11 protein-coding genes and 1 tRNA gene are annotated in these 13964 nt (G+C 65.7%); 6 read left to right on the plus strand and 6 right to left on the minus strand.

Annotated features, from left to right (window positions below; translation table 11 throughout):
• Nucleotides 1-70 precede the first annotated feature (70 nt).
• Nucleotides 71-1906: a glycosyltransferase family 39 protein gene (locus tag R5H29_RS16510; RefSeq protein ID WP_332329486.1), complete on the minus strand. Its 1836-nt coding sequence runs from the start codon at nt 1904-1906 to the stop codon at nt 71-73.
• A gap of 42 nt (nt 1907-1948) precedes the next feature.
• Between R5H29_RS16510 and R5H29_RS16515 the strand changes: the two genes are divergently transcribed.
• From R5H29_RS16515 to R5H29_RS16530, 4 genes are read left to right on the plus strand one after another with little or no spacing between them, the layout of a single operon-like run.
• Nucleotides 1949-2902 carry a MoxR family ATPase gene (locus R5H29_RS16515; protein ID WP_019659504.1) on the plus strand — a complete coding sequence of 318 codons (954 nt, stop codon included), beginning with the start codon at nt 1949-1951 and terminating at the stop codon, nt 2900-2902.
• Nucleotides 2903-2925: 23 nt separating this feature from the next.
• Nucleotides 2926-3849 carry a DUF58 domain-containing protein gene (locus tag R5H29_RS16520; RefSeq protein WP_032955142.1) on the plus strand — a complete coding sequence of 308 codons (924 nt, stop codon included), beginning with the start codon at nt 2926-2928 and terminating at the stop codon, nt 3847-3849.
• Nucleotides 3842-5791, plus strand: a complete 1950-nt coding sequence (locus tag R5H29_RS16525; protein ID WP_332329487.1) for a DUF3488 and transglutaminase-like domain-containing protein — start codon at nt 3842-3844, stop codon at nt 5789-5791. Before R5H29_RS16520 ends, R5H29_RS16525 begins: the two co-directional genes overlap by 8 nt.
• A complete protein-coding gene (locus R5H29_RS16530; RefSeq protein ID WP_019659507.1) occupies nt 5788-6315 on the plus strand; it encodes a Slp family lipoprotein in 528 nt (175 codons plus the stop codon). The genes R5H29_RS16525 and R5H29_RS16530 overlap by 4 nt, the downstream gene beginning before the upstream one ends.
• 76 nt (nt 6316-6391) lie before the next feature.
• On the opposite strand, the gene R5H29_RS16535 is transcribed toward R5H29_RS16530, so the two are convergent.
• The 4 genes from R5H29_RS16535 to dnaX form a co-directional block, all read right to left on the minus strand.
• Nucleotides 6392-6751 carry a histidine triad nucleotide-binding protein gene (locus R5H29_RS16535; protein WP_005408300.1) on the minus strand — a complete coding sequence of 120 codons (360 nt, stop codon included), beginning with the start codon at nt 6749-6751 and terminating at the stop codon, nt 6392-6394.
• A gap of 67 nt (nt 6752-6818) precedes the next feature.
• Nucleotides 6819-7418: a recombination mediator RecR gene (gene recR, locus R5H29_RS16540; protein ID WP_058979448.1), complete on the minus strand. Its 600-nt coding sequence runs from the start codon at nt 7416-7418 to the stop codon at nt 6819-6821.
• A gap of 111 nt (nt 7419-7529) precedes the next feature.
• Nucleotides 7530-7850 (minus strand): YbaB/EbfC family nucleoid-associated protein, encoded by a 321-nt coding sequence (locus R5H29_RS16545; RefSeq protein ID WP_019659509.1) that lies wholly within the window; start codon nt 7848-7850, stop codon nt 7530-7532.
• A 6-nt stretch (nt 7851-7856) separates the two neighbouring features.
• Complete coding sequence (dnaX, locus tag R5H29_RS16550) at nt 7857-9905, minus strand: DNA polymerase III subunit gamma/tau (protein WP_332329488.1); 2049 nt, start codon at nt 9903-9905, stop codon at nt 7857-7859.
• Nucleotides 9906-10048: 143 nt separating this feature from the next.
• On the opposite strand from dnaX, the gene R5H29_RS16555 reads away from it, so the two are divergent.
• Nucleotides 10049-10141 (plus strand) — tRNA-Ser (locus R5H29_RS16555).
• An 82-nt stretch (nt 10142-10223) separates the two neighbouring features.
• On the plus strand, nt 10224-11645 hold the full coding sequence (locus R5H29_RS16560) for a DUF6538 domain-containing protein (protein ID WP_332329489.1): 1422 nt from the start codon (nt 10224-10226) through the stop codon (nt 11643-11645).
• A 493-nt stretch (nt 11646-12138) separates the two neighbouring features.
• On the opposite strand, the gene R5H29_RS16565 is transcribed toward R5H29_RS16560, so the two are convergent.
• The gene (locus tag R5H29_RS16565) at nt 12139-13707 is read right to left on the minus strand and encodes a MobA/MobL family protein (RefSeq protein WP_332329490.1); all 1569 of its coding nucleotides are present in this window, start codon (nt 13705-13707) and stop codon (nt 12139-12141) included.
• Nucleotides 13708-13964: the final 257 nt, after the last annotated feature.

Below are 13964 nucleotides of genomic sequence, written 5' to 3' on the forward strand. Positions count from 1 at the left end.
TTTTTGAGGCTGCCTGCATCTGAAGCAGAAGCAGCCGAGCATGGGCTCGGCTCTACAGGACCAGAGGACCTCAACGAACCTCGAACGGCTGCTCCTGCCACGCCTCCACGCTGCCATCGCGGCCATGCAGGCGCAGCCCGAGCCAGTGCTTGCCCGGAGCCAGCGCGGTGGTATCCAACGATGCGTCGAAGCCCACCGCCGGATGCTGCGGATCGGTACTGTCCGGCCAAGTGTGGCGCACGTCGAACACACGCCCGTAGCGGGCATCACCGATGGAGCGGCCATCGACCAGCACTTCAACCCGCGCCAGGCCGACGCCATCCTTGAACGCCCAGCCCTTGATCGCGAGCGTGCCGGACACCTTCTCGCCGTTGGACGGCGCATCCAGCCACGCCATCGCCGGCGTCACGCACGGCCCTTGCGCGCGCTGCACCGGCAGGCGGAACAACAGGAAGCGCTGGAATCCGTGATCACTGCTGACCACGCGTGGCGCAGGCAGCGGCCCCACCTGATCGCAGATGGCGTGATAGCGCGCCAGCAGTTCGCGATAGCGCTGGTCGCTGGGTGACAGCACCAGCAGCATCGGCGCCGTGCGCTCGCCCTGATGCAGCAGGCCCCACTGTGCCAGCTGTGCGGTGCGGCCATGCTTGTCATTGAGCGGATGCGGCAGCACCTCGATGTTGCCATTACCCAGCTGGAAACCCAGTTCAGCGCCGACCTTGAAGTTGCCGGCCAGCACGCGTGTCCCTTGCGGCATCTGCCGCAACTCCTCGCGCACCGCTACCGCCAGGGGTTGCCAGCCGGCGAAATTGCGCGGGTAGTACTTGCTGCCGGCCATCTGCTCGCGCAGTGCCTGCGTGGAGGCCATCAGGTAGTAGCCGAAGGCCAGCACCATGCCCGCACCGGCCAACCACCAGCCGGTGCGGCGCAGCCAGCGCGGCCAGCCGTTGAGCACCACCGGCACCGCCACCAGCAGTGCGAGGTAACCCGGCAGCGGCCAGTGGAAACTGATCCGCTCGACGTCAGTAAAGAAGCCGAGCACGAAAATGCCCAGCGTGGATACGCCGCCCACCAGGCCGAAATAGCGCCACTGCACGCGCGCGCCGCCACCGCTCCGCGTTCCTGCCAGCGCCACCTTCCACATCGCCATGCACAGGATCGGCGTCACCAGCATCGGCTGGATCACCAGGAACCACAGCCCGCCCCATTCGAAGGCCCAGGGATGACGCTCGACCACCTGGAATTTCAGCCCGGCATCGTGGTTGTCCGCATTCCACGCCAGCAGTGGCAGCCACGCCAGCACGCCCACCGCCAACGCGACCCATACGCGCGGATCGGCCAGCATGCGCCTCCCCTGCGGCAATGCCAGCAGCGCAATGAAACCCACGCCGATGACACCGATGAAGCGGTAATGGCTGAGCGCACCGATCAACAGGCCCAGCGCCAGCTTCATCGCCGAGGAGGCATCCACGTTGTGCAGCAGGCGCGCGCCGGCATGCAGGCAGATCACCGCCGCCAGTGCCATCGGCACGTCCGGCACCGCCAGCAGGCCCAGCGTCGCCGACAACGGCATCAACAGCGTGAGGCTGCCCGCCTGCCAACCGGCCACGTTGCCGAACCAGCGCGTGGCCGTGCGCACTACCAGCAGCGGCAGCAGCGCACCGATGGCCAGGAATGGCAGGCGCAACGCGAGCACGTGATGGCCACCGATCTCAACGCCCAGCCGGGCCAGCCACGCGGTCAGCCCGGGCAGGTCCGAATAGGCTGCGGCCAGATGCTGGCCTTCCTGCCAATAGAACGCTTCGTCGACGAACAGCGGCAGGCGCGCGGCAACGATCAGCTTGGCCGCTGTGACCAGCGTCCATAACCAGAGAAATATCGTCCGTGCGCGCTGTTCGCCTTGCATTGCTCTATGGATAATCGAGTGGATTCCAGATCTGAGACGATCATGCCAGCCTCGTCCCCCAATCCCAGCATGCTAACCGATCAATTGCGTCAGGCCCTGCGGGAGGCACAGGATCAGGTCAACGCACTGGTGCTGGGCAAGGTGCCGGAAGTCAGGCTGGCCTTCGTCGCATTGCTGTCCGGCGGCCACCTGCTGATCGAAGACCTGCCCGGCCTGGGCAAGACCACGCTGGCGCATGCGCTGGCCAGCAGCCTGGGCCTCAGTTTCCAGCGCGTGCAGTTCACCTCAGACCTGTTGCCCGCCGATGTGCTGGGCGTGTCGGTGTATGAAGCCGGCAGCCGCCAGTTCCAGTTCCACCCAGGCCCGGTATTCACCCACGTACTGCTGGCCGACGAGATCAATCGCGCCCCCCCGCGCACGCAGAGCGCGTTGCTGGAAGCGATGGCCGAGCAGCAGGTCACCCTGGACGGGCAGACGCACCCGCTGCCGGACCCTTTCTTCGTCATCGCCACACAGAACCCGGTGGACCTGTCAGGCACCTTCCCGCTGCCGGATTCACAGCTGGATCGCTTCCTGCTGCGGCTGGCGATGGGCTATCCCAGCGCCCAGGCCGAGCGCGAGCTGCTGCGTGGCAGCGACCGCCGCGACCTGATCGCGCGGGCCGTGCCGAAGCTGGATGACACCCAGGTGCGCACGTTGCGCGACGCGGTGAACCAGGTGCATGCCAGCGACGCGCTGATCGACTATGTGCAGGCCCTGCTGACCCGCAGCCGCCAGCACGCAGGCGTGCGCGTCGGCCTGTCGCCGCGTGCCGGCCTGGCGCTGCTGCGTGCAGCCAGAGCACATGCACTGCTGCTGGGTCGCGCGCATGTGGTGCCGGAGGACGTGCAGACGCTGTTCGTCGCCGTGGCCGGCCACCGGTTGGTGGCGGAAGCCGAATCCAGTTCGGGGCCGGCATTGGCACGCGCGATCCTGCAGACCGTCGCGGTGGATTGAACGTGGCCACACGCTGGGCACGCATGCAGCTGCTGGCTCGGCCGCGCAGGCCCGAAGCCCTGCCGAAGCGACTGGATCGCCATCGCATCTATGTGCTGCCCACCCGCTTCGGCCTGTTCGTTGCAATCCTGCTAGCAGCCATGCTGCTGGGCGCGCTGAACTACAACAACAATCCCGCCCTGCTGCTGGCCCTGCTGCTGGCGGCAGCGGCAATCGCCAGTGCCATTGCCGCGCATCTCCAGTTGTCCGGCGTACAGATCGACGCGATCTCCGCCGAGCCGGTACCGGCCGGGCAACCCTTGCGCCTGCGCGTGGACCTCTCTCTGCGGGATCCGCGTGCGCGGCACGGCCTTCATCTCCAGCTGGGCGACAGCCAGGCCTGGACCTCGCTGCCTGCACACGGCCGTGGTGAAGTGGAACTGGAGGTTCCCAGCGAACGCCGGGGCTGGCTGGAGCTTCCACGTATCCGCCTGTCCACGACCCAGCCCCTGGGCCTGGTGCGGGCGTGGTCGTGGGTGTGGCCGGAACAGCCGCTGCTGGTCTACCCACTGGCCGAAGCCCTGGCGCCTGCACTGCCGGAGAGCGGCAGCGATCCGCTGCACACCCGTGCCCACGCCAGCGGCGAGGAACTGCATCAGCTGCGCCCCTACCGGGCGGGCGATGCGCCGCGCAGCATTTCCTGGAAGCACTCGGCACGCCGCGACAGCCTGCTGGTGCGCGAGTACGAAAAACCGGTCGGCATCGAAGTAGTCCTCGACTGGCGCGCATTGGCGCCGCTGGGCCAAGAAGCACGCATCGCTCGATTGGCGCGCTGGGTGGATGTAGCCGAGCGCGAGGGCCGCCGCTACACCCTGTTGCTGCCTGCACACCCGCCGTTCGGGCCCGGACAGGGCGCCAGCCACCACCACCTGTGCCTGCGCGCGCTGGCGCTGATGCCGCATGACTGAGACCCCGGAGCTGCTCGACCGCAACGCCCGCAACTGGACCCTGGCCAGCGCGGCGCTGGCTCTGTTGCCGCTGCTGCTGCAGCTGCCGCCACTGCTGGCGGGCGTGATCGCGCTGGCGGCGATTTTCACCGCCGCCCTGTCGCGGCGGACAGTGCTGCCGATGCCGGTGCGCCTGCTGCTGGTGCTGGCCATGCTCGGCGCCATCGTCTGGCAGATGGGCATGGTGCGCCCAAGACGCGACACCGGTTGCGCGCTGCTGGCCGCGATGCTGGCGATCAAGTCCAGCGAGCTGCGCAGTCTGCGTGATGCCCGCAGTCTGCTCGGCTTTGCGCTGTTCTCGCCCTTTGCAGCATTCCTGCTCGACCAGGGGCCGCTGACAACAGCACTGGCCGCGCTGGCCGGGGTCAGCGCACTGCTCGCCCTGCAACGCCTGGCCCAGGATGAAGGCCATGCTGGCCGCCTGCCGTTGCGCGGGCAGCTGCGTGGTGTCGGCCGCCTGCTGGCGATCGGCCTGCCGCTGGCATTGGCCTGCTTCTGGCTGTTCCCGCGCCTTGCCACGCCACTGTGGGGCGTTCCCGAGCGCGCCGTGGGTACACCGGGGCTGTCCGACAGCATGGAACCCGGCCAGTGGCTGGACCTGATGGCCGACGACACCCCGGCGTTGCGCGTGCAGTTCTTCGGTGCCCCACCCGAGCCGGCGCAGCGCTACTGGCGCGGCCCTGTACTGACCGCCTTCGATGGACGGCGCTGGACACGCGAGCCTGCGAGCGCGCGGCGACCTGCTGCGGTGGTTGAAGCCGGTACACAGGGCTGGGATTACCAGATCGACTACGAGCCGACTGACCGCCGCCAGCTTGTGGCGCTGGACCTGCCCAGCGGTGCGCCTGCGGGCAGCATGCTGGATGCGGACATGAGCCTGCGCAGCGAGCGCCCGCTGGCCTCGCTCAGCCGCTGGCGATTGCATTCGGCCCCTCCACGGCAGTTCGACAGCACGCTGTCGCCCCTTCTGCGCCGCGCGACGCTGCAGCTGCCGGCCGGCTTCAACCCGCGCACCGCCACCCTGGCCCAGCAATGGCGACAGGACGCCGGCGGTGATGACGAGGCCATCGTGCGCCGCGCGCTGCAGTGGATCACCACGGATTTCTCGTACACGCTGGATACCCCGGCGGCGGGGCGCGACCCGATCGACGAGTTCCTGTTCGGCTACAAGGCCGGCTTCTGTGAACACTTCAGCTCGGCTTTCGTGGTGCTGATGCGCAACGCGGGTGTACCCGCGCGGGTGGTGACCGGTTTCGCCGGCGGCACCCGCAACCGCATCGGCGACTACTGGGTGGTGCGGCGGATGGATGCCCACGCCTGGGCCGAGGTGTGGCTGCCGCAGCGCGGCTGGGTACGGGTAGACCCGACGGCGGCCGTGGCACCGGAACGCATCCTGGACACGCTGGACGACCGCCTGCAGGCCGGCACGGACACACCACTGCGACAGCGGTGGCTGCAGCTGGGCCAGATGGGGGATTGGCTGCGCCGCGGCTGGAACGATCTGGTGCTGTCCTTCGATGCGCGCCGCCAGCAGCAACTGCTCAAGCCTTTCGGGCTGGACGATCTGGGTCCCGGGCAGCTGGTCGCCGGCTTCGTCGTGGCCGCCCTGCTGGCACTGGCGTGGATGGCCTGGCTGCTGGCCCGCGGCGAGCGCGAACGCGACCCGCTGCTGCGCGCCTGGCATCGCCTCGGGCGACGCTACGCCCGCCTCGGCCTGGCCCGAGAACCGCACGAAACCGCACAGCACTGGGCACAGCGGGTTCACCGGCAGCGACCCGACCCCACCCTGCTCGCGCTCAGCCAGCGTTTCGCCGACGCGCGCTACGCTGGAACTTGCAACGACCTCGCCTCATTATTGCGGGACCTGCGCAGGCATCGCCCGACTTCCGGAGCCTCCCCATGAACACCAAGTTCCTCCTCACCGCTGTGGCCACGCTGGCCCTGTCGGCCTGCGCCACGGCCCCGAAGCCGCTGCAGGGACAGTTCAGCCTGGTCTCTCCTCGCGACTCGGTCGCTACCCAGCAGGTCGGCACGCCGGTCCGTTGGGGCGGTCGCATCATCGAAACCAAGCCTGGCCAGGGCGAGACCTGCTTCCAGATCATCTCGCGCCCGCTCAATGGCAGTGGCCGCCCGAACACCACCTCGTCCGATGCCAGCGACGGCCGCTTCATCGCCTGCCGTGCCGGCTTCTACGACCCGGCGGTGTTCGAGGCAGGTCGTGACGTCACCTTCATCGGCAAGATCGACGGCTACCAGAACACCCGCATCGGCGAGTACGACTATCGCCTGCCGAAGCTGGCGGCCGATGTCATCTACCTGTGGCCGGAACAGCGCCAGGTCGATGTGGTGCCCTACCCCTATGGCCCGTGGGGTCCGGGTCCGTGGGGCCCTTACTGGGGCGGCTATGGCCGCTGGGGCTGGTGGTGAGCGCCACCGCACAGGCATGACGGAAAGGCCGCCCTCGGGCGGCCTTTTTCATCCACGCATGGCGTGGACAGGGGCTTCAACGCCCAGGCGCACCGAAATGCCCCAGCGGTGCCCCCGCCAGCAGGTGCATATGGATATGGAACACGGTCTGCCCGGCATGCTCACGGCAGTTCATCACGATGCGGTAGCCGTCCTGCGCGAATCCCTCGCGGCGCGCGTACTCGGCAGCGGCCAGGGCCAGTTTGCCGATCAGGTGCGCCTGCGAGGGCTGCAGGTCATCCAGGGTCGGAATGATCTCGTTCTTCGGGATGAACAGCACATGCACCGGCGCCTGCGGTGCGATGTCCTTGAAGCCCAGCACCTCGTCATCCTCGTAGACGATGGTGGCCGGGATCTCACGACGGATGATCTTGCTGAAAAGGGTTTCGTTGCTCATGGTCGGCCTCGGCGGAGATGTCTCCCGCATTGTAGGCCGCCCACGCCCGGCCACGTCCGGCCGTTGCTCAATCGCGGAATTCGCTGCGCGTACCGAACGCGTGCGACAGCGTGCCACGATCAACGTATTCGAGCTCGCCGCCCAGCGGCAGGCCCTGCGCCAGGCGGCTGGGCTGTACCTTGCGTGCGCGCGCCAGCTGCGCCAGGTAATGCGCGGTGGCCTCGCCCTCGACAGTGGCGCTGGTGGCGATGATCAGCTCCTGCACCTCGCCTTCGGCCAGCCGTCGCTCCAGCTGCTCCAGGCCCAGTTCGCGCGGGCCGACGCCATCGAGCGGCGACAGTCGCCCCTGCAGCACGAAGTAGACACCGCGGAAGCCGGTGGCGTTTTCGATGGCCAGGCGGTCGGCCGGCGATTCGACTACGCACAGCTGGCTGCGCTCGCGGCTGCCGTTGGCACAGGTCGGGCACAGCTCGGTTTCGCTGAAATCGCGGCACTGCGCACAGTGGCCGATGCGCTCCACCGCCAGCGCCAGGGTCTGGGCCAGGCGCTGGCCACCTTCGCGCTCGCGCTCTAGCAGGTGGTAGGCCATGCGCTGCGCCGTCTTCTGGCCCACGCCAGGCAGCACCCGCAGCGCGTCGATCAATTGTTCAAGCAGGGGTGCGGACACGGCGGTGTGCTTTGATGGCGTCGAGCAAGCTCGACAGCTACGTGTAGAGTCGAGCCATGCTCGACTGAGGGTTGCAGCGGGCGCCTGCAGCAGCAGGCGTCCCGCCAAGAATCAGAACGGCAGCTTCATGCCCGGCGGCAACTGCATGCCAGCGGTGGCCGAACCCATCTTCGACTTCGACTCGGCATCGATCTTGTTCGAAGCATCGTTGAAGGCGGCGGCGATCAGGTCTTCCAGCATCTCCGGGTCGCTGGTCAGCGACGGGTCGATGCGTACCTTGCGGCATTCCTTGGCGCCGGTCAGGGTCACGCTGACCATGCCGCCACCGGCACTGCCGGTCACTTCGATCCTTGCGATTTCTTCCTGGGCCTTCTGCAGGTTCTCCTGCATCTTCTGGGCCTGCTGCATCAGTTGGGCGATGTTGCCGCGCATAGTCTCTTACTCGTCAAAAGAACGGATGGAATCGGAAACAACCCGGGCACCGTGCTGCTGGATCAGCACCTGCACCTCCGGATCGTCCATGAAAACAGCCTCTGCCACCTGCTGCCGCTCACTACGCTGGCGGTCGGCACGCTGATGCAGGGTCTCGGCCGGAACGTGCTCGATCTCCACGGTCTCGACCACGATCTTCGGGGCCTGGCCAAGGGCTTTCTCCAGCATCTCGCCCAGGGCGGCCAGCGCACGCTCAGAGCGCAGGTACTCAAATCCGGGCGAAAGGCCCAGTTTCAAGGTCCCGTGCTGGCAACTGATGAAGGCAGCGTTGGCCGCCAGCTGCCGCGACGGGCCGCTGAGGCCGCTGTTGGCAACCAGATCCAGCCAGTCCTCGGCCGTGGCCAGGTCGCTGACACCTTCCAGCGGCGCGGTCCCCTGCACTGGCGCGGGCTCGGCCGGCGCGATGGCAATGCCTTCAGTGCGGAACGGGCGCTCGGGCGGTGCAGGCTCGCTGGGAGCCACGACGGGAGCCGGCGGCTCATGCCAGGGCGCGACCATGGCGGCGTCTGGCCCCGCCATCTCGGCCGCCAGCGCCTCGTCACGCGCCTCGGTTTCGTCGGTGGCCCACGGCGGCAGGTCGTCGCCCGCTTCCGCTTCAGCAGCCGGTGGAGCGGCCTCGGCCTTCATCGGCGGCGGCTGCACAGGCTCTTCCACCGGAACCGGCTCGGGCTCCGGCGTCGGGTCCGGTTCGGGTTGCGGGGCCGGCTCGGGTTCGGGTTCAGGTTCGCGCGGCGCGGCCTGCACCGGAGCGGCCACCTGCGCCACCACGGCCGGGCTTGCCGAAGCGGCGGCAGTCGCCGGCATCGCTTCGTGGGTACCCGCACCGGTGCCACCACCGGCAGCATTGCCACCCGGCGCATTGCCTGCACCATCCACCGACTTCGGTACCGGCGGGACTGCTACGGCCGGGCGGAATGCCAGCATCCGCAGCACGGTCATTTCGAAACCTGCGCGCGGGCTCGGCGCCAACGGCAGGTCGCGGCGGCCATTCAGCGCCATCTGGTACCAGAGCTGCACCACTTCCGGGCGCAGGCGCTCGGCGAATGCGACGGCGTCCAGGCCTTCGGCAGCGGCCGCACCCGGTACGAGCTGCTGCACCTGGATGCGGTGCAGGCCTTCGGCCAGCGCTTCCAGCACGCCACTCCAGTCCGGTGAGAATTCGGCCAGCGCGGCCACCACCTGCAGCAGGCGCGGGCCATCGCCCTCGGCCAGCGCATCGAGCATCGCCGCCACCTGGGTGCGATCGACCGTGCCCAGCATGGTGCGCACCACGTCCTCGCGCAGCGCGCCGCCGGCATAGGCGATCGCCTGGTCCAGCAGCGACAGGCCGTCGCGCAGGCTGCCGTCAGCGGCCTTGGCCAGCTGTAAGATGGCACTGCCATCTGCCTCGATCTCTTCTGCCGCCAGGATGCGCGTCATCTGGCCCTGGATCTGATCCTCGTCCAGGCGCTTGAGGTTGAACTGCAGGCAGCGGCTGAGCACGGTGACCGGCAGCTTCTGCGGGTCGGTGGTGGCCAGCAGGAACTTCACGTGCTCCGGCGGTTCTTCCAGCGTCTTCAGCAGCGCATTGAACGCCGCCTTGGACAGCATGTGCACTTCGTCGATCAGGTAGACCTTGTACTTGCCGCGCGACGGCATGTACTGCGCGTTCTCGATCACCTCGCGCACGTCATCCACGCCGGTGTTGGACGCGGCATCGATTTCCAGCAGGTCGATGTAGCGGCCGGCGTCGATGTCCAGGCAGGCCGCGCACTGGCCGCACGGGTCGGCGCTGGTGCCCTGCTCGCAGTTCAGCGACTTGGCGAAGATGCGCGCGATGGTGGTCTTGCCCACGCCGCGGGTACCGGTGAACAGGAACGCGTGGTGGACACGGCCGCTGTCCAACGCGTTGCTGAGCGCACGGACCACGTGTTCCTGGCCCACCAGCTCGGCAAAACGCTTCGGACGCCACTTGCGGGCAAGGACGAGGTAGGACATCAGGCCACCGTTTTCCATCGGATGTTCCATTGTGCCATGCCTGTCCAGCCCCCTCGCCAACAATGCGCCCGGATGCGTCCGTGATCTGGGCGCTTGTGTCCGGCCGCGCCGCCCGCTAGAATCTGCGCCCCTGCTGAGGCGTTTGCCGGTGGCAGGGATCCGGAGAGGTGTCCGAGTGGTTGAAGGAGCACGCCTGGAAAGTGTGTAAGCGTCTAAACCGCGCTTCGGGGGTTCGAATCCCCCTCTCTCCGCCAGACTCTGCAAACCCCTGAGAAATCAGGGGTTTTGCTTTTCTGGGCCTAGCAAGGGGCAGGACACAAATCGGGACACATCCCGATGAGAGTTCCCCATCACTTGATCAAGACGCCAGCGGGCTTTTCGTTCCGCCAGCGCGTGCCCGTCGACCTCCAGCCCCTCCTGGGCTGCCGAATTCTCAAGCGAAGCCTTCGAACGCGCGAAATGCGCAGCGCCCAGGCTTGCGCCCTGGTCCTGGCCGCCCGCTATGCTGAGGTCTTCAGCGCCATCAGGAAGAACGGCATGGGCGAGAAGACGGCAGAGCAATGGCTCCAGGAGCTTCGGGGTCAACGGCTCCAGGACTACACCCTCGAACGAGATGCCAATGGCACCCTGCGTATCCAAGCGGAGCCAGGCGAAGATACCGAGGCGCTGACTCGCGCCATCGAGAGTATCGGACGGGTCAATCCCGCGTTCTTCGGCGCGGCAGCCGCCCCGGCAGTTCCCTCCAAGCCCCAGCCCAGCAAGGTCCTGTCGCTGATGGAAGCGCGTGATCTTTGGCTCAAAGCCATTGCCCCCGACACCATCCCCAAGACCTACAGCATCAAGAAGTCGGCCATTGACGGGTTCGTGCGCGTCACCGGCCCTGACTATCCCCTGCCGAGCATCAACCGAATCGACCTGTCGAACTTCTATCAGTCACTCGCCGATGCTGGCATCTCAACCCCGACCCGAGTGAACAAGCAGTCCTATCTGGGCGGCTTCTTCGATTGGTTGATTGCCGCTGGCTATTACACAGACAGCAATCCGGCCCGAAGCCATGTCTCATACGGCAATAGCGCCAAGCGAAAGCGGCGCAAGCTGGGCTTCAAGGCCTTCGACCTGAAGCAGATCAGCCTCCTCTTTGCTCCATCGGCCTTTGCCACCTTGTCACCTGCCGCGCGCTGGGCAGCCTTGTTGGGCCTGTATACGGGCGCCCGGGCCTCTGAAGTTGGGCAGCTACTGGTGAGCGATGTGCAAACGGAGGGAGGGGTGGCCTACATCCATATTAATGACGAGGGCGAGCACCAGCGCCTCAAGAGCGAGGCCAGCATCCGGACTGTCCCGATCCACGCCGACCTGATTGCCCTGGGCTTCGGCGACTATGTTGCAAGCCTGCCCACTTCAAGCCGTCTCTTCCCTCAAGCGAAGGCCAATGCCGTCAATGGCGCGGGGAACTGGATCTCCAAGGCATTTACCCGCCACCTCGCGGAGCACGGGAAAGCGTGGCCCAAGGCCAAACGCGGTTTCCATTCCCTGCGTAAGACGGTCATCCAGCAGATGCAGGGCTTCGGTGTCGCCTCAGAAATGCGCGCCCAGATCGTCGGCCACGAGCTTGATGATGAGCACCATCCCGTCTACAGCCGGGAATTCACCCCGGCAGAAAAGCTCAATGGGCTGATCACTCCTGAATTCAAAACAGCGGGCCTGTCATCCTTGAGCTTCAATCTTGAGCTCGCTGCACTGAAGAAGTTGCTGGGATAGCGTATCTCCGCGCCAAGAATTACATGGAACGTCTAGGAGTATCTCTAACGGGCCAACATTGGCACTGACAAACGCCACAACTATTGCGATCAACGCAAATGGTGGTTTTATGAAAGCTCCCCCACGTTAGGAGCTTCATATGCCCTTAGAAAGAAAGCTAGCTATCGCTAGTCGAGTGCTGTGCCCTTTGATTGCCCAAGACCGGACACGAGACACGCAAGAGCGGATCGAGGACATCATCCATGCCCTCGAAATCGCCGACGAATTGATCAACCGATGCATGCACCCAAAGCCTCCTGCTGACGACCACACACTGAAACCTGCTGTTAGGGTCAGAGAAGCCGTGGTAGAACGCGACCAGGTGCAGCTCAGCGACATGATTTCAGATCGCCGTGGCACGGCATCCAAGCCCACTCGGGGCCCTACCTACCACTAATGGCAACGAGTCCAGAGTTGGCTAAAGCCCCGGTTCGCCGGGGCCTTTGCTTGTCGGTCAGTGCAACCGGGCTCCAGGATTTCTGACAGGATTCATTACGAGCAAGGGGTCCGCTGGAATAGGGGCTTCAGGAGCGTCAATGGGCGCATCCTCCACCGGATATCTACGCAGCAACACTTCACTCCAATTCTCCAAATGCGAAAGGGACTCATCTGTCTGACGGTTGTAGTCTTCTTGGGCCTTCGGGCCAGTGGCTTCGTGAGCGCGTTGATACTCCTCGCGTCCCAACTCGAAAGCTCTGACACGGCGCGCTCGGCGACGCGACCAATCCGACCGATTCAAGAGGCCCGGCCTTGGGTTCTGGCTTTCGAAGTTCTCCAAGGCAAATTCTGCTTGAGCCAATACGTGCTGGGCACGATCTTCAGCTTTCAGCCTACGCTTGAAGCGTAGCGCGTCCCGCTTCAACTTCTTCAGTCTTACGAGCAGCTCTTCCAAATCGCCCCGGAGCCTGGGCGCCGCGACATGAGCGGATATCAAGGCAGCACTGTTGCGCAGCAATCTGCGCGTGAATTTGAGCCTATCTCGCAGCGCCTCTATCCACGCCTCCGCCCACATCTCCAACACTTCCTTCATGGCCTGCTTGGATGCTGTGGCCTCCGGTTGCCGATGAAGGGGCGCGGCAACCGCCTCAACCGTCATGACTTCCCTGGCCACGTTACCCAGAGGAGTCACTCCACCAGGAGACAGCATTGGTAGGACGGGAGGATGCGAAGCAACTTCGCGCGGGCCGACCGGCATGGCTTGATCGGATGCGGGCTCCATCAACCTGCCCTCTCCTGCCATCTCGGCCACGGCGCGATCCCAAGCGGCGCTGTTGACCTGGTGGATCCCGTCATTGCCCTGCTTAAGGACTGTATCGACGCCTCGGCGATGAAGCGCCGTCGCATCTTTGCCCAAATGAAGCCCTGGGATGCGTGAAAGCTCCGCCGCTGTAAGCTCGTCGCCTTGCTCTGCGGCCTCGGCGGCCTGATTCTTCAAGCTGCGGTGATCGACGCGTGCCGAGACACCGGCAGCGGCCAGGTGAGCATTGATGGCCTCCCCTACCATCGCGCGGATCCATTCCACTTCACCTCGACCCGAAGGGCCACCATCAAGCTCTCTGGTCTTGTCCTTCAGCCCCTCTGCGTCCATCCGCCTGGTCGTGGCTAGGATGTGGACGTGATAGTTGAGCCCGTCAGCGGTCTGTGGCTCATGGATGCTGGATTGGACAGCGAACCTGTACCGCTGGACCAGACAGCGCGATATCTCGGCTGCCAGATCGGAACGCTGCTCGTTGCTCAGTTCGTGGGGCAGCGCCACTTCGAACTCACGGGCAACGGTAGCGTCTTTGCGCCGCTCTGAAGCCTCGGCTGCAGGCCAAAGCTGCCGAGGATCGAAAGCCCAATCGGGAGCGTCGTCGGGAGCGAGGCAACGTGTCTCAACGACCCCGCCGCGCCTTCGGTAGTCGTGCCGGAGACCGGTGCGGCCATCGATGATGAGCAGGCCTGCGCGATAGGCTGCTGCAGCTGTGGATGCGTGACCTTGGGCACGACTGAATGTCTTTACTCTTGTGTGATAGATGGCCATTGATGCTCCTCGTTCCGGCCCCCGCACTTGCCTTTATGCCTACGATTTAGGCTTTGGCAAGCGCTTTTTTAGGGGGTCAAGGGGCACAGCCTCTTGCGCACGCATTGCCCGAAGGGCAATGCCTAAGTGCGCTCTTGCTTCTGACATTTGAAGCACCCTGAATCGAGTTGAGCCAGCCCCTTCTGCCCGCCCTTCACCGCAAGGAGCGCGTAGGAATTTCCCTACAGAAAAAATAATCTGGCAAGTGGTAAATTTCA

The organism is Stenotrophomonas sp. A3_2 (assembly GCF_036624925.1).
In the GTDB taxonomy this organism is placed as follows: domain Bacteria; phylum Pseudomonadota; class Gammaproteobacteria; order Xanthomonadales; family Xanthomonadaceae; genus Stenotrophomonas; species Stenotrophomonas hibiscicola.

Coding starts and splice junctions, on each gene's coding strand:
- R5H29_RS16510 (WP_332329486.1), bottom strand. CDS start 1,906: ATGCAAGGCGAACAGCGCGCACGGACGATATTTCTCTGGTTATGGACG.
- R5H29_RS16515 (WP_019659504.1), top strand. CDS start 1,949: ATGCCAGCCTCGTCCCCCAATCCCAGCATGCTAACCGATCAATTGCGT.
- R5H29_RS16520 (WP_032955142.1), top strand. CDS start 2,926: ATGCAGCTGCTGGCTCGGCCGCGCAGGCCCGAAGCCCTGCCGAAGCGA.
- R5H29_RS16525 (WP_332329487.1), top strand. CDS start 3,842: ATGACTGAGACCCCGGAGCTGCTCGACCGCAACGCCCGCAACTGGACC.
- R5H29_RS16530 (WP_019659507.1), top strand. CDS start 5,788: ATGAACACCAAGTTCCTCCTCACCGCTGTGGCCACGCTGGCCCTGTCG.
- R5H29_RS16535 (WP_005408300.1), bottom strand. CDS start 6,751: ATGAGCAACGAAACCCTTTTCAGCAAGATCATCCGTCGTGAGATCCCG.
- R5H29_RS16545 (WP_019659509.1), bottom strand. CDS start 7,850: ATGCGCGGCAACATCGCCCAACTGATGCAGCAGGCCCAGAAGATGCAG.
- dnaX (WP_332329488.1), bottom strand. CDS start 9,905: ATGGAAAACGGTGGCCTGATGTCCTACCTCGTCCTTGCCCGCAAGTGG.
- R5H29_RS16560 (WP_332329489.1), top strand. CDS start 10,224: ATGAGAGTTCCCCATCACTTGATCAAGACGCCAGCGGGCTTTTCGTTC.
- R5H29_RS16565 (WP_332329490.1), bottom strand. CDS start 13,707: ATGGCCATCTATCACACAAGAGTAAAGACATTCAGTCGTGCCCAAGGT.